The 18997-nt window shown below is 58.9% G+C and carries 17 protein-coding genes; 11 read left to right on the top strand and 6 right to left on the bottom strand.

The annotated features are described in order from the left end of the window. The first annotated feature begins 155 nt into the window (after positions 1-155). The 11 genes from RWV98_RS17320 to RWV98_RS17270 all read left to right on the top strand — a co-directional run bounded on the left by RWV98_RS17320 (position 156) and on the right by RWV98_RS17270 (position 12729). Positions 156-878 carry an SDR family NAD(P)-dependent oxidoreductase gene (locus RWV98_RS17320; protein ID WP_317862369.1) on the top strand — a complete coding sequence of 241 codons (723 nt, stop codon included), beginning with the start codon at positions 156-158 and terminating at the stop codon, positions 876-878. Positions 879-1210: 332 nt separating this feature from the next. Then, positions 1211-2626: an aspartate aminotransferase family protein gene (locus tag RWV98_RS17315; protein ID WP_280963233.1), complete on the top strand. Its 1416-nt coding sequence runs from the start codon at positions 1211-1213 to the stop codon at positions 2624-2626. A 147-nt stretch (positions 2627-2773) separates the two neighbouring features. Then, positions 2774-4744, top strand: coding sequence for a hydantoinase/oxoprolinase family protein (locus tag RWV98_RS17310; RefSeq protein ID WP_317862368.1), 1971 nt, complete (start codon positions 2774-2776; stop codon positions 4742-4744). 15 nt (positions 4745-4759) lie between these two features. After that, a complete protein-coding gene (locus tag RWV98_RS17305) occupies positions 4760-5545 on the top strand; it encodes an alpha/beta hydrolase family protein (RefSeq protein ID WP_317862366.1) in 786 nt (261 codons plus the stop codon). Further along, on the top strand, positions 5542-7305 hold the full coding sequence (locus RWV98_RS17300) for a cobalamin-dependent protein (RefSeq protein WP_317862364.1): 1764 nt from the start codon (positions 5542-5544) through the stop codon (positions 7303-7305). Before RWV98_RS17305 ends, RWV98_RS17300 begins: the two co-directional genes overlap by 4 nt. Positions 7306-7335: 30 nt before the next feature. Continuing rightward, positions 7336-8730 carry an aldehyde dehydrogenase family protein gene (locus RWV98_RS17295; RefSeq protein WP_317862363.1) on the top strand — a complete coding sequence of 465 codons (1395 nt, stop codon included), beginning with the start codon at positions 7336-7338 and terminating at the stop codon, positions 8728-8730. 101 nt (positions 8731-8831) lie between these two features. Beyond that, positions 8832-10244 carry an MFS transporter gene (locus RWV98_RS17290; RefSeq protein WP_280963238.1) on the top strand — a complete coding sequence of 471 codons (1413 nt, stop codon included), beginning with the start codon at positions 8832-8834 and terminating at the stop codon, positions 10242-10244. Next, complete coding sequence (locus tag RWV98_RS17285) at positions 10237-10854, top strand: cytidylate kinase-like family protein (RefSeq protein ID WP_317862361.1); 618 nt, start codon at positions 10237-10239, stop codon at positions 10852-10854. Before RWV98_RS17290 ends, RWV98_RS17285 begins: the two co-directional genes overlap by 8 nt. Positions 10855-10888: 34 nt before the next feature. After that, entirely contained in the window at positions 10889-11155 is a 267-nt protein-coding gene (locus RWV98_RS17280; protein WP_280963240.1) for a hypothetical protein, read from the top strand. 62 nt (positions 11156-11217) lie between these two features. After that, positions 11218-11676, top strand: a complete 459-nt coding sequence (locus RWV98_RS17275) for a TspO/MBR family protein (protein WP_317862358.1) — start codon at positions 11218-11220, stop codon at positions 11674-11676. 378 nt (positions 11677-12054) lie between these two features. Further along, a complete protein-coding gene (locus RWV98_RS17270; protein WP_317862356.1) occupies positions 12055-12729 on the top strand; it encodes a GntR family transcriptional regulator in 675 nt (224 codons plus the stop codon). 56 nt (positions 12730-12785) lie between these two features. Here the strand turns inward: RWV98_RS17270 and RWV98_RS17265 are convergent, their stop codons facing one another. The 6 genes from RWV98_RS17265 to RWV98_RS17240 all read right to left on the bottom strand — a co-directional run bounded on the left by RWV98_RS17265 (position 12786) and on the right by RWV98_RS17240 (position 18905). Next, positions 12786-13622, bottom strand: a complete 837-nt coding sequence (locus tag RWV98_RS17265; protein WP_317862355.1) for a DMT family transporter — start codon at positions 13620-13622, stop codon at positions 12786-12788. A gap of 416 nt (positions 13623-14038) precedes the next feature. Next, entirely contained in the window at positions 14039-14656 is a 618-nt protein-coding gene (locus RWV98_RS17260) for a hypothetical protein (RefSeq protein WP_317862353.1), read from the bottom strand. Positions 14657-14823: 167 nt separating this feature from the next. Beyond that, on the bottom strand, positions 14824-16863 hold the full coding sequence (locus RWV98_RS17255; RefSeq protein WP_317862351.1) for an S-layer homology domain-containing protein: 2040 nt from the start codon (positions 16861-16863) through the stop codon (positions 14824-14826). After that, on the bottom strand, positions 16815-17630 hold the full coding sequence (locus tag RWV98_RS17250; protein WP_317862349.1) for a hypothetical protein: 816 nt from the start codon (positions 17628-17630) through the stop codon (positions 16815-16817). Before RWV98_RS17250 ends, RWV98_RS17255 begins: the two co-directional genes overlap by 49 nt. 213 nt (positions 17631-17843) lie before the next feature. Further along, entirely contained in the window at positions 17844-18152 is a 309-nt protein-coding gene (gene trxA / locus RWV98_RS17245) for a thioredoxin (protein WP_317862347.1), read from the bottom strand. Positions 18153-18236: 84 nt separating this feature from the next. Beyond that, on the bottom strand, positions 18237-18905 hold the full coding sequence (locus tag RWV98_RS17240) for a Crp/Fnr family transcriptional regulator (RefSeq protein WP_317862345.1): 669 nt from the start codon (positions 18903-18905) through the stop codon (positions 18237-18239). Positions 18906-18997 lie beyond the last annotated feature (92 nt).

The following is an 18997-nucleotide window of genomic DNA, read 5'->3' as shown; positions in this document are numbered from 1 at the left end:
ACAAAGCAGAGAGGTCAGTTACATTCCGCAACCGGTCTCGGTTGGTTTCACTTGACAAGAGTATATTAATATATTAGTATATGGTTGTCAAGAGGTTTTGCAAAGATTTTTTGAAAAAACCTAAAATCGTTGAAATCAATAAGGAGGAACGGCGCATGGAAAGGATCGCATTGGTAACGGGCGGCAGTTCGGGAATTGGGCGCGCGATCGTGGCGGCACTGGCGGAGCAGGGGCATACGGTCATATTTACTTACCGTTCGCCGCGCGGCGCGGAACAAACAATGGCTTTGGTGCGGCGGCTCGGCGGCAAGGTCGAGGCGGTGGCCTGCGACCTTGCGGATACCGCGGCGGCGCGCGAGATGGCGGAACAGATCGCGGCAAGGTACGGCAGGATCGATATATTGGTCAACTGCGCGGGGCTGTCGAACACCAAGCCCATAGAGGAAATAGATGAAACAGAATGGGACCGTATGCTGGACACCAATTTAAAGGCACCATTTTTCCTGACCAAAGCCGTATTCCGTTCTATGCGTCGCGTGGGCTTTGGGCGTATCGTTTGGATTACCTCAATCGCGGGCGACCGGGGCGGCCTGTATTCGGGCGTACATTATAGTGCGTCCAAGGGCGGGCTGGCGGCCATGGCCAAGTGCTTTGCGCGGCTGGGCGCGGCGTACGGCGTTACCTCTAACGCGGTGTCGCCCGGCGTGGTGGAGACTCCCATGTCGCGCGAGGAAGGCGTGCCGGCTGACGATGTGCCCCTTGGCCGTGCGGCCCGGCCCGAGGAGGTGGCGGAAGCGGTGTGCTTTTTGGCTTCCGACGGGGCGGGGTATATCACCGGTGCGACGATCGATGTGAACGGCGGACAATATATGAGATAAAGCCTTTTTAGGTAGGAGTTTTTTTAAATTAGGAAGTAGGAGTTAATAATTGGTAATTAGGAATTAGTAGTTAGTAATTGCGGTACGCCGCTGCGCGGCGTGTTTTTTAATTCGCGCTCGCGCGCGTTTCCTTCAACTCCTAATTCCTAACTCCTAACTCTTCACTCCTGCCTGATTTCGTCCTTTTGCAATATGCCGCTATCCCCAAGTTGTGCATTTTGCTAAAGTTCAGAAAGAGGATTGACAAATGAACATTAATATATTAGTATATGAATTGCAGAGAGGGTACTGGTATTGGAGAACATAAAGCTTACATAATGGAGGTAACGATAATGGATAAAAAGCCCTATGAAAAACTGTTGGATCGGATCGAAAACGCAGAATGCGTTACGCCGGGTAATAAAGCGGGTCTGGTAGACTTCCTTACATATGAACATCCGGGCGACGTGCTTTTCACCAAATGGGATTACCCGCAGATCATTGAACGCGGCAAGGGCAACCGCATTTGGGATGTGGACGGCAAGGAGTATATCGACTGCATTTCGGGCATGTCCGCGATGAACCTCGGCCACTCCGACAAGCGCATTGCCGATGCGATGTACGACCAGTACATGAACAAGCTGGATTTCTGGTTTGACTTCCCAACGCCGGAGCGCCTGAAGCTGGTCAAGCGACTGACCGAGCTCACCCCGGGCGATTTTCCGAAGAGAGTGCGTTTGGCGTTGTCCGGCTCGGACGCGATCGAAAACGCCATCCGTCTGGCCCGTTATGCGACAAAGCGGCAGCACATCATTTCCTTCTACGGCGCTTACCACGGCCAGAACACCGCTACCATGGGCCTGACCGGCTCGGGTCGTATGACCAGCTACTACAATCCCATGCCGTCGCAGGATAACTGCATCCATCAGTTCCCCTATCCGTATGCGTACCGCAATCCCTACGGCGACGGAGACGGCGTGGACTGCGCGCGGCAGTGCGTACAGGTAATCGACAATATGATGAGCACCGGCGTTACGCCGATGGGCGCGCCGGACGCGGGCATCTGCAACGTCGCCGCGCTGATCGTCGAGCCGTGCCAGAGCTCCGCGGGCTACATCGTTCCGCCCGAAGGCTTCCTGCGCGAGCTGCGCAAACTGGCCGACAAGTACGGCTTCCTGCTCATCTTTGACGAGGTGCAGACCGGCATGGGCCGGACCGGCAAGATGTGGGCGTGCGAGCACGAGGGCGTTGCGCCCGATATTCTGGTATTCGGCAAGGCGCTGGGCTGCGGCATCCCGATGTCCGGCATCGTGGGCCGGGCGGACCTGTTTGAGGATATCGACGTAAGCTTCATCTGCTCCACTTACGCGGGCTACTCCATGGGCTGCCGCGTCGCCAACACGGTGCTCGATATCATCGAGGAGGATCACCTGCTCGAGGTATGCACAAAGGCCGGCGAGCGCATCGTGAAAAAGGCTGACGAACTGATGGAAAAGCATCCGATCGTGGGCACATACGATGCCAAGGGCGTTTACTTTGGTTTGGAGCTTGTCCGCGACCGCGCGACCAAGGAACCGGCAAAGGCCGAGGCGCACGAGCTGATCAACAACATGCGCGACGCGGGCCTGCTGGCTCAGCTGAACGGATACTACAATAATCGCATTTCCTTCATCCCGCCGATCAATATCACCGAGGCGCAGGTGGATGAGATCTTCGATATTTTGGAGGCCGAGATCGCCAAGATCGAAAAGAAATACGACATCAAGTAAGAATAAAAAAACAGCCTTTCTAAAAGAGACTTTCCGGCCGGTTCGCGATATGGTAGACTGTATATAGACCGGATGCCGTAGCCGCGCTGGAATCGTCCGGCGCGGCTACGCGCGGCTGGAAGCGATCTATGAAAGGGGGCGCGGTCCATGGCGGCGATACTGGGCATCGATACGGGCGGCACCTATACGGACGGCGTGCTGATCGACCCAAAAACGCGCGCGGTCTGCGCCAAGGCAAAGGCGTTCACCACGCGGGAAAATCTGGCGAGCGGCATAGCCGCGTGTATGGAGCGGCTACCGGAAAAGCTGTTGCGCGAAAGCGTGATGGTGTGCCTTTCTACCACGCTGGCGACCAACGCGGTCGTCGAGGGCAGGAGCGGCCGGGTCGGCGCGTTTCTGATGGGGCGGTCGTTCGACCGCCCGCTGCCCGCCGCCCGCGTCACGCGGCTGCGGGGCGAACTGGACATCAAGGGCCGCCAGCTGACCGCGCTGGATGAGGACGAAATCCGGCGAAAGGCGCTTGAAATGCGGGGCGAAGTGGACGCGGCGGCCATTTCCGGCTTTGCCAGCGTGCGCGACCCGTCGCATGAAAACCGGGTGAAGGAGATCGTGCGGCAAACGCTCGGCGTGCCCGTCGTATGCGCGCACGAACTGAGCCAGCAGCTTGGCTTTTATGACCGCACGGTGACCGCCGTGCTCAACGCGGGGCTGATTCCCGGCATCACCGAGCTGATAAGCGCGGTCGAGACCGTGCTGGATTCGTACGGACTGGCGGCTGCGCCCGTCATGATCGTCAAGGGCGACGGCAGCCTGATGCGGCGCGAATATGCGCTCGACCGGCCGATCGAGACCGTGCTATCCGGCCCGGCGGCCAGCATCGTCGGCGGGCGGTATCTGACAAACGAGGACGACGCGCTGGTGCTCGATATGGGCGGCACCACCACCGATATCGCGCATATCAAGGGCGGCCGCGCCTCGATCAGCGCGGCGGGGGCAGCGGTGGGCGGCTGGCGCACCCAGCTGCGCGCGGCGGATATCTATACCTACGGCGTGGGCGGCGACAGCCGTCTGGCGTTCGATCCGCAGGGCGGGCTGACCGTGGGCCCGCGGCGGGTGGTTCCGTTGTGCGTGGCCGGCGTGCACGCGCCTTGGCTCGCCGGAGAACTGCGGCAGAGCATGGGCCGCGCCATGACCGAGCTGGGCGAGGAGCAATATGCCGAGTGCTACCGCCTGACCGGACGGGTGGGCGAAAACCTGACGGCGAGAGAGCAAACGCTGCTTGGGCTGCTTGCCGACGGGGTGCACAGCCTGTTCTGGTTAGCCGACCGGACCGGCTGCGACGCGGCGAAGCTGGGGCTGGAGCCGCTTGTGCGGCGCGGCCTGATCCAGCGCTGCGGCCTTACGCCGACCGATCTGCTGCATGCTGCCGGGCGGTTCAGCCGCTGGAATGCGGAAACCGCGTCCGCGGGCGCGGCGGTCATGGCCGCCCGCGCGGGCAAGGCCGAGGACGTGTTTTTGCAGCAGGCGATCGACACGGTCGAGCGCAGCGTGGGCATGGCCTGCCTGTGCACCGCGCTGGGCCTGACCGGCTGCGATGCGAACGCCGATACGATCGCGGCGTATTTGTGGAACAGCGCGGTGAAAAACGCGCCGGACGATCTGCTCCGCCTGCGGCTTTCGGTCGACCGGCCCGTGATCGCGCTGGGCGCGCCGGTGGCCGCGTGGCTGCCGGCCGTTTGCGGGGCGCTGGGCGCCCGGTTGCTCATTCCCGAGCACGCCGAGGTCGCCAACGCGGTGGGCGCGGCGGTTGGCAATGTGTCGGTCGAGGTAACGGCGCTGATCCGGCCCGACCAGTATCACGAAAAGCTGGTCGTGCACGCGCCGTGGGGCGCGAAAGCGTTTGACACGCTGGACGAGGCCGAACGGTTCGCCGCCTGCAAAGCCGCGCAATATGCGGCCGCGGAAGCCGAAGCGGCGGGCAGCACGGCGGTGGAGTTAACGCAAACCGTGCGTCCGGTCTATGCCGAACGTCCGGGCACCACAGAAAAAAGCTTTGTAGAGATGCAGCTCCGGGTCGTGGCGGTCGGCGCGCCTGCATGGAACGAAAATAAGGTCTGAATGAGGATGCAGCTTATGGAAAAACAGATAGCCTTTTGTAGCAGGGGACGCACGGTGCGCGGCGCGGCGCATGTGCCCGCGGGCGCGCATGGCGCGCCGGTCATCGTGATGTGCCACGGCTTTACGGGCAACATGTCCGAGCACGGCCTGTTTGAAGCGTTTGCCGAACAGGCCTGCGGCGCGGGTTTCTACGCGCTGCGGTTCGATTGCGTCGGCTCCGGCGGGAGCGACGGAGACTTTGCCGCGGATACCTACCTTGGCGGCTGGCGCGATGATATGCTGGCGGCGCTTGCGTTCGCGGCGGATCAGCCCGAGACCGACGCCGCCCGTATGGCGGTGATGGGGATCAGCATGGGCGCGGCGGCGGCCCTGCTCACCCTGCCGGACAGCCGTGTGCGCGCCGCCGTGGGCTGGGCGCCGGTGCTGTACCCGGCGGAGACCTTTTTAAAGATCATGGGTGAAGAAAACTGGCAAAAGCTCAAAAACGGAGAAACGATCCATCACGAGTACGCCGACAGCAGCTTTGACGCCGCGCCCCGGTTCGTACAGGACGCTGAAACCCTATCGGTGGAACGGGCCGTTTGCGAGAGCGGAAAGCCGGTGCTGCTGCGCCTTGGCACGGCGGACACGGTGGTAGACAGCGCCTTTGGGCCGCGGATCGCGTCGCACGGCCTGCCGTTTGTCACGGTGCAGACCGTGCCGGGCGAGGATCACGGCTTTGCCCACTGTAAACAGGAGAACTATGACGAAACGATCGCCTTTTTCAGGCGGCGCCTGATGGAGAAAGGGGCGGAACGATGAACGAAGCGGCACTGGAATACATAAAAAGCCTAAAACCCGCGCCGCACGCGGACGGTAAAGCGCTGGTGCGCGAGGGGATGGCGCTGGGCAAAACGCTAACCTATGGGCGCAGCGGTTATCTGCGCACGCAGAGCAAGTACAAAAGCCACATGGAAATGAAAATGGATATGGCGCGGCAGGGCAAGATTTACTGGAACATCCTGCTCGGTCTGGCCACGCTGGACGAACAGGTGGAAGCGATTCGCGAGATCTACCGGTTCACCGAGCGCACCGGCCTTACGGTCAACTGCGTGCAGGCCATTCCCTCCGGTCTGGTGGCGCTGCCGCCGGAATACCGCGAGAACGCGCCGCAAACGACCAGCTTCGAGATGTACTCGCAGGAGGACTACGACGTACAGGAGGGCGCGGCGCCCATCGACGTGACTTTTAACGATTACCACCTGTTTTCGCCGAACGCTTTGGAGAATACCATACGCGCGATTCAAGCGGGCTCGCCCCGTATCGGCGATATGACCCAATTTTTCTGGGGTTACGCGGGCTTTGACGACGATGTAAAGCGTTTTTCCGACGTATGCCGGGCCATGGGCATCATGGCCTCCAAGCGGGATGAGATGGTCGCGGCCGAAACCTATCTGGACGACGGCTATCCCGGTTATTTTCTGGATTGCGCCTCTTACGTGGGCTACGCGCTTTTGGAGCACTATATCTGCACCGCGCTGTGCGGCGCGCGGTACACCATCAGCTTCGGCGGCCTTTTGAGCGAGAACGATACGCGCTGCGCGGTCGCCATGGCGCTGAACGAACTGATGAGCACCGAGGAACAGACGGTGCTGACCTATCTGAACAGCTCGACCAATTTGCAATGGGATCATGATATCCACGGCAACTACGGCATCAGCGTGCCGGAAATGCTCTTTGAAATGCTGGTGGAGAAGAAATATCACATGGGCCTCGGCATCAATCCGGTATCCATCACCGAAAAGCTGCGCGTGCCCACGCTGGAGGAGCTGTGCAATATTTTCGCGGCCGGTAAGCGCGCCGAGGAAAAGGCGGACGAATGGATGCCGTACTTCAACTTCGCGCCGCTTGAGCAAATGCGCGACGTGATGGTGCGCGAAGGCAAAAAGATGTTTGAAAACACGCTGGAAGGCCTGAAGGCCGCCGGTATCGATATTGAAGACCCGCTGGAAATGTTCCTGCTGCTGAAGAAGATGAACCCCATCCGCTTCGAGCAGATGTTCCATTCCTCCACCTACGGCACGGAAAGCCGGGAGATCCGCCCGTTCTATCCGACCGTGCTGGGCCGCCAGACGGTGGAGATGAAGGAGGAAGTCACCTCCGCGCTGCGCGAGCAGGGCTTCGAGCAGCCGCTCACGGGTAAACGGGTCGTAGTCGCCTCGGGCGACGCGCACACCTATGGTCTGGTGCTGGTCGAAGGCGTTTTGACCGATATGGGCGCTACCGTGACCAACGGCGGCGTGGACATGGACCCGATCGATATGCTCGATCTGGCGGATGAGGAGGACACCCCGTTCATCGGCATCAGCTGCCACAACGGGCAGGCGCTCGACTACGCGCGGCAGCTCACGCAGCTGGCAAAGGAGCGTGGCAAGGAATACTGGGTGTTCATGGGCGGCAAGCTCAACGCGATCCTGCCCGGCGACGCCGAACCGACCGAGATCGCCGGAATGCTGACCGAGCTGGGCATTCACGCGGAAAACAATATCGCGCAGACCGTGGCGCAGCTCGCGGCGCTGTAAACCACCCGCTACACAAACAAGGAGGACACGATGAGTAAATTTTTAGAAGTTTTTGACCCGATCAGCGGCGAACTCGTGGATAAGGCAGAGCTGGCCGGCAAGGAATGCGTGCGCGAGATCGTGAACGACGCGCTGGCGGCGCAGACCGTGTGGGAGGATATGCCGCTTTATGCGCGCGGCGAGATTCTTTACCGTTTCGCCGACCTGCTGGAGCAGGACGCGGAGCGCATTTCCACGCTATCCGCTCGCGAAATGGCAAAGCCGATCGAGCAGGCGCGCGGCGAAACGCTGGACGGCGTCAAGCTGATCCGCGCGGCGGTCGAACGCGCCAAGCATCTGTACGGCGAGGTGCTGGCCGACAACGGACCCGGCTTTGAGCACGATCTGGTGTTCACCCGCCGCGAGCCGCTGGGCGTGATCGCCTGCATCATCCCCTTCAATTTCCCGATCGAGCTGACCTTCCAAAAGATCGCTCCGGCGCTCATCATGGGCAACGCGGTGATCGTCAAGGCGCCCTCGTCCAATCCGCTGGCCGTGCTGGCCCTGCAGGAGCTGGCCGACAAGGCGGGCATCCCGGCGGGCGTGGCAACCTTCCTTGTCTGCGAGCGCGACGCGATGACCGAGTGCGTCATCCATGACGAGCGGGTGGCCGCCGTCAGCATGACGGGTTCGACGGGCGCGGGCAAGCAGTTGACGCGCGAGGGCGCGGACACGCTCAAGCGCATGTTCTTGGAACTGGGCGGCAACGACGCGATGCTGATCTTCGAGGACGCCGATCTGGACCGCGCGCTGGACGAAATGGTGAACAGCCGAATGGAGAACAACGGTCAGGTGTGCTGCTCGACCAAGCGTTTTCTGGTGCAGAAGAGCATTTACGACACGGTCGCCAAGCGGCTGATCGAGCGCTTGCAGGCGCTGCCGCGCGGTTCGGCGCTGGATGAGCAGGCGGTTGTGACCGCGCTGGTCAGTGAAAAAGCGGCCAAAGAGGTGGAAAGCCAGATCGCGCGCACGGTAGAGCAGGGCGCGGTGCTTGCCTGCGGCGGCAAGCGCGAGGGCGCGCGTATCGAGCCCACCGTGCTGCTCGGTGTGACCCGCGATATGGATATTGCCTCCAACATGGAGGTGTTCGGCCCGGTGTTCCCGCTCATTCCGTTTGATACGGAGGAGCAAGCGGTCGAGATCGCCAACCATTCGGTCTACGGTCTGTCCTCCGGCCTGATGACGGCGGATATGCAGCGCGCGTTCCGCGTCGGGCGCAAGCTCAAGGCGGGCGCGGCCGTGGTAAACGGCAGCGGCGGCTACCGTCACCTCGACCAGCCTTTCGGCGGCTACAAGCAGTCTGGCATTGGCCGCGAGGGCGTGAGCATCTCGCTGGAAGAATTCAGCTATATCAAGGTTTACGCCATGAAGGGCGCGTTTTCATAAGCCCTGCTTTTCCCCGCCCCGGTGAACGAGGCGGGGAAAAAACGAAAGGATATTATATACTAGTATATTTTAGACGCTAAAAAACATAGGAGGGGTCTTATTTGAAGGAAGAAATGAGTACCGGACAGAATGCACTCGGCAGGATCAGCATTCGGGAAAAGGTGGCCTATGGGTTCGGCGATGTGGCGTGCAACGTGGTGTTCGCGCTGACGATGTCGCTTTCCACCTATTTCTATACCAACGTGGTCGGTATGTCGGCCGCGCTGGTCGGCACGATCTTGATGCTGTCCCGCCTGTTCGACGGCGTGTCCGATGTGGTGATCGGCATTTTGGTGGACAAAACCAAGTCCCGCTTCGGCAAGGCGCGGGCGTGGGTGCTGTGGATGACGCTGCCGTACGGCCTTTCGGCGGTGCTGCTGTTCATGGTCCCGGCGCACGCGACCACGATCATTCAGTGCATTTACGTGTTCATCACCTATAATCTGGCGGTCACGGTGGTGTACACCGCGCTCAACCTGCCGTACGGCACGCTGGCGGCGCTGATGACGCGCAACCAAAACGAGCGCTCGATCATCAATATCTACCGCATGTCAATGGCGCCGCTCGGCAACCTGATCGTGACCGCGCTGACGCTGCCGCTTATCAATCGGCTGGGCGGCGACCAGCGCGCGTGGATCATGGTAACGGTTGTCTACGCGGTCATCGCAATGGGCATGCTGCTGATATGCTTCTTCGGCTGCAAGGAACGCGTGCACATCCCGCCCACCCCGGCGGGCGATAAGATCCCCATGCGCAAAAGCTTTAGCTGCATGCTGCACAACAAATACTGGTGGCTGGTGACGATGATGTTCTTCGCGTGGTCGGTCTACACCACGCTCAACGGCACCATGCTGACCTACTACGCGCAGTACGAGCTTGGCAATAACGAACTGATGAGCGTGATCACGGTCGTGGAAAAGCTGCCCTCGATCATCGTCACCATCGCGATCGCGCCGTTTATCAAAAAATTGGGCAAGCGCAATCTATCGCTGATCGGCGCGGTGGTCGCGCTCGCGGGCGCCGCGATCATCACGCTGCGCCCGCAGGATCTGACCTTTGTCATGATCGGCGCGGCGCTCAAGGGCGCGGGCGTCGGTCCGATCGGCGCGACCGTGTACTCGATGATGGCGGATGCGATCGAATACGGCCACTGGCGCACGGGCATCCGCGCAGAAGGCTTGCTGTTCAGCGCCGCGACCGTCGGCTACAAAATCGGCGGCGGCCTGACCAATGCGGCGATCGGCTTTGCGCTCGAAGCGGCGGGCTTTAACGGCATGGCGGCGGTGCAGCCCGCCTCGGCGCACAGCGCGATCTCGGGCCTGTTTCTGCTGATGCCGTTCGTGGCATGGGGCCTGATGGCGCTGCTGCTGTGGCGGTATAAGCTCGATAAGGAATATTCCTTTGTCATGGGCGAATTACAGCTCGGCCGCTATTCGGAAAAAGCACGCGTCAAGGAGGTGCAGAAGGTTGGATAAGATCATCACCATCAGCCGCGAATACGGCAGCGGCGGGCACGATATCGGCAAGCGGCTGGCCGCGGAGCTGAACATTCCGTTTTACGACAAGGAAATCATCACGCTGGCGGCCAAGGAAAGCGGCGTCGACGAATCGGATTTTGAACAGCTGGGCGAGGAGCCGAGCGCCTTTCAGCTCTCTCTTGCCATGCTCGACCCGAACAACCGGAACGACAGCCTATTTTTGATGCAGTCCCGCACCATCCGGCGGCTGGCCGACCGCGGCCCCTGCGTGATCGTGGGCCGGTGCGCCGATTATGTGCTGCGCGACTGTGACCGCGCGGTCAATGTATTCGTATGCAGCGCTTCGCTTAAGCGCGTGCGCAATATCAAGAAAAAGGGCCTGTTCGCCAGCCGCAGGGGCGGCGGGGACGCGCAGGAAGAGCAGCTGCGCGCCGTGCTGGAAATGGACGCGCGGCGCAGCATGTATTATCAGCACTACACCGGGCAAGAATGGGGCAAGGCCTCGAACTACCACCTGTGTATTGACAGCAGCCGGATCGGCATGGGCGCTTGCGGCGTGATCCGCGCCTATCTCGATACCTGCGAAGGGATACCGGCGGGCGGTTAAGGGCAATAAGCTGATGGAGAAAGGAGGGATCGCAATGGTCATGATGGTGGAAGCGGTTTTGGAGTATTATGGTTTGATATCGGACCGCTGCCGGCGCGAGCGGGAAACCGTTTGCGTCAGCGCGGAGCAAGGCCGTGCGGAAGGACAGATCCGTTCCTTTATCCGGGAGCATTACCCGGCGCTGCCGCCCTACAGCTTGCTGCTGGATGGGTACGTGCTGCCCGACAGCGCCGTGGCGCGGCTGAGCAACGGCAGCCGGATCAAGGTGCTGCCGTGGACGGGCGGCGAACAGGCGGTGTAAAAGCGCGGCGGCATAATGCCGCATTCCCCGCCATATACTGCGCCAAGGAGCGTGGTGCAAACATGGGACTAACGATCAGTATATTGATCCCGCTGCTGGTGGGCGGCGCGGCGGCCCGTCTTACCACGGATGGCTTCGGCCTGTATCAGACGCTGGTAAAGCCGCCGCTCGCACCGCCGGCATGGGTCTTTCCCGCGGTGTGGACGGTACTGTATATTCTGATGGGGATCGCGGCGTATTTGGTCAGCCGGTCGCAGGCGCCTATCGAACGCAAGCGGCAGGCGCTGATTGCGTATGGCGTGCAGCTTGCGGTAAATTTTGTATGGCCGCTGCTGTTTTTCAGATCGCAGACGTATTTAACGGCGTTTTGGTGGTTGGTGTTGCTGATTGCGGTCGTCGCGGTGACGATATGGGATTTTGCATCGATAAACCGTCGCGCGGCCGCGCTTATGGTACCCTATTTGATCTGGCTTGTCTTTGCCGGTTACCTGAATTTGGCTTTTTATTGGCTCAACCAATAAAAAGTGGAACTGTAAAATAAATTTTAAAAAATGAATAGAAAACTGTTGCAAAACGAAGAATGCTACCAATTTTGTCATTCTGAGAAGCGAAGTGACGAGACCGTAGTCTGCTATCCTTCATCTGCCGCTTAGCGGCATTTTAATGAGCGCGAATCTCGCGCGAACGCGCGAAATTTACGCTGGGAACGCGCGTTCGCGCGAGATTCTTCACTTCGTTCAGAATGACATTTGGGTACTCTTCTATTTTGCAACAGTTTTTTTACAGCCCTATTTTACGTTTGAAGAATGGCATTAAATGGTTAGAACTGGCAGGCTTGACAGCCGGAGGGAAAGGTGATATATTAATATTAGAATAGTACTTCATAAGGAGCATTGTATATGAGCGGCAGGCGACAGCAAAATAGAATGGATGTATACCAATATTTGAAGGACGCGATCCAGTACTTCGACCTGATGCCGGGCGCGGTCATCCGCGAGACCGAGTTGGCCGAACAGCTGGATGTCAGCCGCACGCCGATTCGTGAAGCGCTGATCCGTCTTTCCAACGAGTATCTGGTCAATATCTATCCGCAGCGGGGCACCTATGTGGCGCGGATCGATTTTCAAATGGCGCGCGAGATCGCGTATATGCGCCATTTGCTGGATACGGAGATCTGCCTTGATCTGTGCCGCCGCAGGCAGTCGGTTCAGGCGGAGACCGAGCAGGCAATTTACTTCATGACGCAGGCGGTCAAAAAGCATCTTCCGGTGGAGTATATCAAAAATGACAACGCGTTCCACCGCGCGATCTTCGAGCGGGCCGGGCATGAGCAGATCTGGGATATTATTTCAAATTCCCGCGCGCATTATAACCGTGTGCTGGTGCTCGATATGCAGCGTCCGGGTATTTTGGAAAAGTCGCTGGAGGAGCATCTGAATATCATGCGCTGCATCGAAGACGGCGATGAAGCCGCGCTTACCAGAATTCTCGATGTGCACCACGACCATAAGAACGATCAAACGTGGGAAATCCTCATCCGCGAGCAGTTCCCCCAGTACTTCGTGGAAACGTAATAAAAAATACCGATCGATTCCGCATTGGCGCATACGCGCTGATGCGGAATTTTTTGTCAGATGAGCGGCTTGGTCCGCCGCCCAAGCGGCAGTTCATGCAGCACCACGGTGCCCAGCACGACCACGCCGCCCATCAGCGCGAGCGGGCCGGGCCGCTCGCCGGTGGAAAGGAATACCCATACGGGATTCATGATCGGCTCCAACACCGTGATCAGCGTGATCTCCAGCGCGGTCACGCCGTGGATGGCCTTGGAATACAGCAGATAGGGCAGGGCAAGCTGGAACGCGCCCATCAGTACGATTAGGGTGAGGTTTGTTGGCGTCCATACCGGTTTGCCGATCAGCGGCAGCATGATCAAAACAGCCAGCAGGTTGCCCCAGAACACATTGTCGAGCGGGCGGCCGCTCGGGTCCTTGCGCATAAATACGCCCATCAGCCCATAGAACACACCCGAAAGCAGCGCGATCAGATTGCCCGACATCGCGCCGCCCGCCAGCCCGTCGGAAAGAAACAGCGCCATGCCCAAAAACAGCGCGCCGATAGAAACGATATCGCGCCGCCGGATACGCTCGCGCAGCAGCAGGTGACCGGCCAGCAGCGAATAAATAGGCGCGGTATATTGCAGCAAAATTGCGTTTGCGGCGGTTGTCCGCTTGGTTGCCATGATACAGGTGCAGATCAGGCCGGTGTAGCATAGCATGGCCAAAACGCCGTACCAGCTGCGCGGCAGACGGGGACGGCCGACAAACGGAAGCAGCACGATCAGCGCGACAAGACTGCGAAAGCACGTGATCGCATAGCTGTTCCAGCCGATCGACTTAACGAACAGCCCGCCAAAGCTCCATAAAATAGAGGTGACGACGAGCAGAAGCACAGAGCGGCGATGAGACACGGCAAAGGCCCCCTTCTAAAGGCATTATTAACATATTAATATATAAGTTATCGTTTGTCAAGAGTGGATTGCCGGATATAAATGAACGAAAGGGGGATTGACAACAAGCATCTTATGAATTAATATATTAGTATGCATAAGGAAGCGAACAAATACCATAGAGAGAGGTGTGCCCGCAACCAATACCACGAAGCAAGGGCGCGTTGCAAAATAAAAGGAATGCCGTATGTCATTCTGAACGAAGTAAAGAATCTCGCGCGAACGCGCGGAATAAACGTGGAAACCGCGCGTTCGCGCGAGATTCTGCGTCGCTTCGCTCCTCAGAATGACAAGAATTTGGAACATTCTTTTGTTTTGCAACGCGCCCTTGCTGTATAGGTACGAAAAATCAAAAAGACGGCTTGATCGATGCAGGATCACTCTCTTTCCTCAAATACCATCCACTTTTCATTCATATAAATTTCAATTTGGCCTTCTCCGGTATATTGGTACCCATAGCCGGTGCCAAAGTTGGACTGATCGTCTGTTGCCGGGATCTCGGAGGCGCTCACAGCCGAGGTGATCTCGCCGTCCATCACGCCGCAGCGGCCGTCTATGGTGCTTTCCTCGCCTGTATCGTAGTAGAGCGCGCCGTCTACCATGACCATAGGGGCAAGATCGGATTGCCCGGCCGCCGCGTCGTCGGTAAAGGTTATCGCAAAGGCGGAGTCGATCCCGGCGGGATAGGTTTCCGTGATACCGCCATGATAGCCGATGCGGATCGTGTCGCCGGGCCGCAAGGCCGCTAAGGTTCCGACCGAGCTTTCTTCGCTGATACTGTCGGTGCCAACGCTGATCTGGTCGGCGGTGTTTCCCTCCTCCGCGCCTTCGAGCGGCTCGACCAAAACGGAATGCTCCCGCACCTCTAAAACAGTGGCGTCAAAATACAGTTTAGGGTCGGTGACCTCGCTGGTTTTATCGCCGGGCGCGCTGCCGCAGCCCGATAGTGCCAGCGCGGCTAGCGCGGCGGCGATCCTTGCGACCATTCGTTTCATAGCCATTCCTCCCACGATCGTTTGTTTGATATCTTAATAGACGAAACCGCCGCCCAAAAGTTTCCTGATTTCACGCGGCGGGTAAAAAATACCGGGCCGCAGAGAAGCAGCGTGTGCTTTTCTCTGCGGCCCGGCTGCCGTTTCCGGCTGGGAGGGTGGAAGCTTGATCAGGCGGTCTGCGCGGCTGCTTCATTTTTTGCGGCAGCGGCGACAGACCATTGACGTTCGAGCAGGGACCAATCGCGTGCGGACTGCATGGCGGTCCAAGTTTCGTAGGCCGTCGGGTTTTCGCGTTCATAATCGTGGCCGTTGGTGGCTTCCTGCACCGCTTCGTAGTACCAAGCGTCCGGCGCGTTATCCGGCCAGTGGTTCATCTCATTCAGCATATTCTCCGCATGGGTGCGTCGGCCCAAAACGGCGTTGATCAGCGTCATGGCTTCCGCGCGGGTGATCGGCTGGTCGGGGCGGAAGGTACCGTCCGGATAGCCGTTGACCCAGCCCTTTTGGGCCGCGCGGTCGATGTACTCCGCCGCCCAGTGTCCGCCGATATCGGAGAATTGGTGTTCGCCAACGTAAAGCGAGGAATCGAAACGGGCCGCGATCGCGGCGAACTCGGCACGGGTGATCGCCTGTTCAGGGCGGAAGGCGCCGTCCTCATAGCCGTTCAGAATGCCCGCGTTCGTCATGGTCGAAATCGCGTTGTTCGACCAGCGGGACGCCGCCACATCGGGGAAAGAATTGGTTTGCGACCAGTTTTCTATGCGGGAGTCCGAAGTCAGCAGGCGGAAGAAGATGGTCGCCACCTCCTGCCGATCGATGTTTTGCTCGGGCCGGACGGGCCACAGGGTCTTATCCTCTGTTTTCTCGCCGGTGCGATAGTCCACCGGGTAACCGATGATGTATGCAAAGTGATCGTCCGAATCGAGCGCCGCGGCGAGCGGGGTTTGTTCGTCTTCAATGTTTACGGTGTTGTTATTATTGTTACCATGGTTGCTGTTGTTACCGCCGCCGTTGTCGCCGCCGTTGCTGCCGCCGGTGGCGGTGTTTACAACGGTCAGCGTGGGCGCGCCGTCCTCGCCAAAGGAGACCGCGCCATAGCGCACCTGCACGGCGTAGCTTGCTTCGCTGCGGTCGTAGCCCGCCGGAGCGGCGGTCTCGGTCAGCGTATAGGCATAGCCCGAAGGGAGCTTTTCAAATTTGACCGCGCCGGTCTCATCCGATACGGCGGTGCGGGTCTTGCCACCGGCATCGGTTAGAGCAAAGGTCGCGCCAGAGAGCGGCGCGCCGGTACCCGTCGCTTTTTGAATGGTCACATCCGCGAGATAGCCCTGTACCTGCGGGATATCGAAACGGGCCGTGCGCTTTTCATAGTCGTTTACCGCGCCGTCGGTCATGCTGGTCACGGTGTAGGTCAGTACGGTCTCGCCGTTGGTATCGAGAGCCGCGCGGCTGACAAAGCCGTCCGCGCGGTTATCAAGCGCGATGAAATAGGTGAGCCGGTAGTGCGAGAGGGTGCGGCTGCCGTTCTCGATCTCCATTTCGGTCGTTTCAACCGGCGTGCACTGGGTCAAATCCCAGACAAGCGCGCCGTTTTTCTCCGTGACCGCGCGCTGCGGTACGCCGTCCTGCTCCGGCGCGCCGGTAAATTCAATATACTCGCCCATGGGATCGCTGACCGACCACGGATAAGCGATCGACTCGATGGAAGCCAGCTCGCGGAAAATACCGCTCATGCCAAGCTGGGACAGGTCTTCATCCTCAGTGCCCTGAAAGGAATCCGCAAAGCGCTCGGGATCGTCCTTATAAATGGAATTGCCCAGCGTTGCTTCGCCGTACCAAACAACGTCCAGCGAAAAATCGTCGCTTTGGGCGATCTCGGCCATGGACTCCAACTGGTCCTCGGTATAAGCCTGCCCGTAGGTGGTTTTATCTCCCTTGATCTTGCCGGTGTCCGACCAGTCGCTGTTCGCCGCATCTTTTGCATCGGCCGAGCAGCTCCAGCTCGGCTCGCCGTCGGAAACAATGATTACGTGGCGGTTTGCCGCGGGCACATTGGCGCTTGCCAGCTCGCCGCTTTGTTCGTTAAACGCTTTATACATCATATTGCGGGCCAGCAGGTAAGCGGCTTCAAGGTTGCTGCCGCTGCCCCTTGTATAGGTCAGGGGGAGGGATCGTTTTGAAAATTCTTCTGCGTATTCGTGTTCCACGGCTCTTCGTTCTTGGTATAGTCGGTCACGGTGGTATAGAGGCTGTCGTCGTCCTGCCAATCGGAATCGACCTTCTGCCAATCCGCTTTTACCGAAGCGTCCTGATGAAAAACGCCAAGCGCAAAATAACGGTCCGCAGAATCATCCGCTGTATATTCATCCAAAAAGTCGATCACCGCTTTGCGCTCGAACCAAGCGCGGCGATGGTAGCAGTTGTAAACCGCTTGCTTGACCGCGGACAAATGAAGAGAAGTATCGGCGCGCACCGCGTATTCATCAGTAGGATCGGTCTCTTCGTATGCGAAATTGGCGTTCAACATATCATCCACATCGGTGAGAGCGCCGGTTTCTTTGGCATAGTCCGTACGGGCAGGGAAATCCTCCGCGCTTACCGGCAGATCAAATTGCGCCACAACGTCGCGCAGCTCCTCCAAATCAGGGATGATCTCTGAACTGCCGTTCAGGCTCGACGATTTATCCACCAGAACAAATACCGCCGCGTTTGCGGGCAGCTCCATTTGCCGCAGATCCTCGGCCGTGGTTACATCCAACTGGATTTGAAACCGGTTTTCCTCTTCTGTGGCAAGAACCTGCTTATTGATGGAGAGCAGGCCGTTTTCCAGCGTTTCTTCCGCCGTCTGCTCGGCGCTGCTCTTAACAATCTGGCCGTTGGTCAAAGTCTCTTCCGCCGCCAGCGCATAAGCCGGCGCAAATGCCAGAAGCATTTGAAGAGATAGCAGCCCTGCCAGTAAACGATTTTGTTTCATGGTATGCCCCCCACCCTCAATGAGATGTCGCCGATACGGCGCCGAGATTTCCTTTATCATAAAATCATCTTACACCGGGGCGGTTACATATCGGTTTCTTTTTGGGCGCTGCGCGTAACTTTTGTAATGAATTAGAAAAAATTCGGAGATATATAAGGGAAGCGTGCAAAAGAACCCTTCGCGCCGCTTCCCTTATATATGGTTATGGTGTGTTTATTTAAGCATGGCCTCCACGCTGGCGCGGGGACGCGCGCCCACGGCGGAGGATACGACCTCGCCGTCCTTTAGGTAGAACAGGGCGGGGATGCCCATCACGCCGAACCGGGCGGCGAGCGCGGGCTCTTCATCCACGTTCACCTTGCCCACCTTGACTTCGGGATGCGTCTGGGCGATTTCCTCCACCACGGGGCCGAGCATGCGGCAGGGTCCGCACCACGGCGCCCAGAAATCGAGCAGCACGGGCTGACCGGCATGTAATACCTCGGCTTCAAAATTACCTTCATGAACAGAAAAAACAGACATCTTGTTTCGCTCCTTTATCGCATTTGTTTTTGTTGAGATAAGGATACCGCAAAACGCCCGCCCTTTCCGTGACTTAGTCACAGTTCAGCGCAGACTGTCCGCCGCCAGCGCCGCAAGGCGCGCGCGATCGAGTATTTCGATCGTGCCCCGGGTCAGCCGGACAAGCCCTTCGCCTTGCAGGTATTTCAACACCCGCGTCACGACTTCGCGCGCGCTGCCGAGATGATGCGCGAGCTGTTCGTGGGTGATGTGCAGCGCGTCGCTCCCGGCGAGCGCTTGCTCCTCGATCAGCAGGGCGGATAAGCGGGAATCCAGTTTTTTGTTCATCACCTGATCCATCAGCCACATCACATCGGAAAAGCGCGAAGCCATGAGTTCGTTGGTGTAAGCCGCTACGGCGAGCGATTGGTCCATCAGCCGCTTATAGGTTTCCGGCGGGATATGCCAGACCACGGTGTCGCGTTCGGCCTCCACCGTGATGTCAAAATCGATGCCGCGCAGCATGCACGAGGCGGAAAGCAGGCATATATCCCGCTCAAACAGGCGGTAAAGCGTCAGCTCCTTGCCGTCCTCACTGAGCAGGTAGGCGCGCAGTTGTCCGCTCGTTACCAAGAGAAAGCCGATGCAGTCCGCCGATCCGTTGTGCAGGACCGCGCCCGCGGGGTAACGCTCCTCACGCGCGGCGTTTTGCAGCAAACGCTGCTGCGCCTCTGTAAGCCGGTTCCAAAACGGCAAATAAGTATCAAGCGCCATGGTATCCCTCCTTGGTTTCAGAAGTGCTCCTATTCTACACCCATTGTTTACGCCGCGCAAGCGCCTTGGGCGAGGGAGAACAAACGAGATCA

This window comes from Agathobaculum sp. NTUH-O15-33 (genome assembly GCF_033193315.1).
In the GTDB taxonomy this organism is placed as follows: Bacteria; Bacillota; Clostridia; order Oscillospirales; family Butyricicoccaceae; genus Agathobaculum; species Agathobaculum faecihominis_A.
The sequence above is the reverse complement of the archived record's forward strand: the minus strand, read 5'-3'. Positions and strand labels throughout refer to the sequence as shown.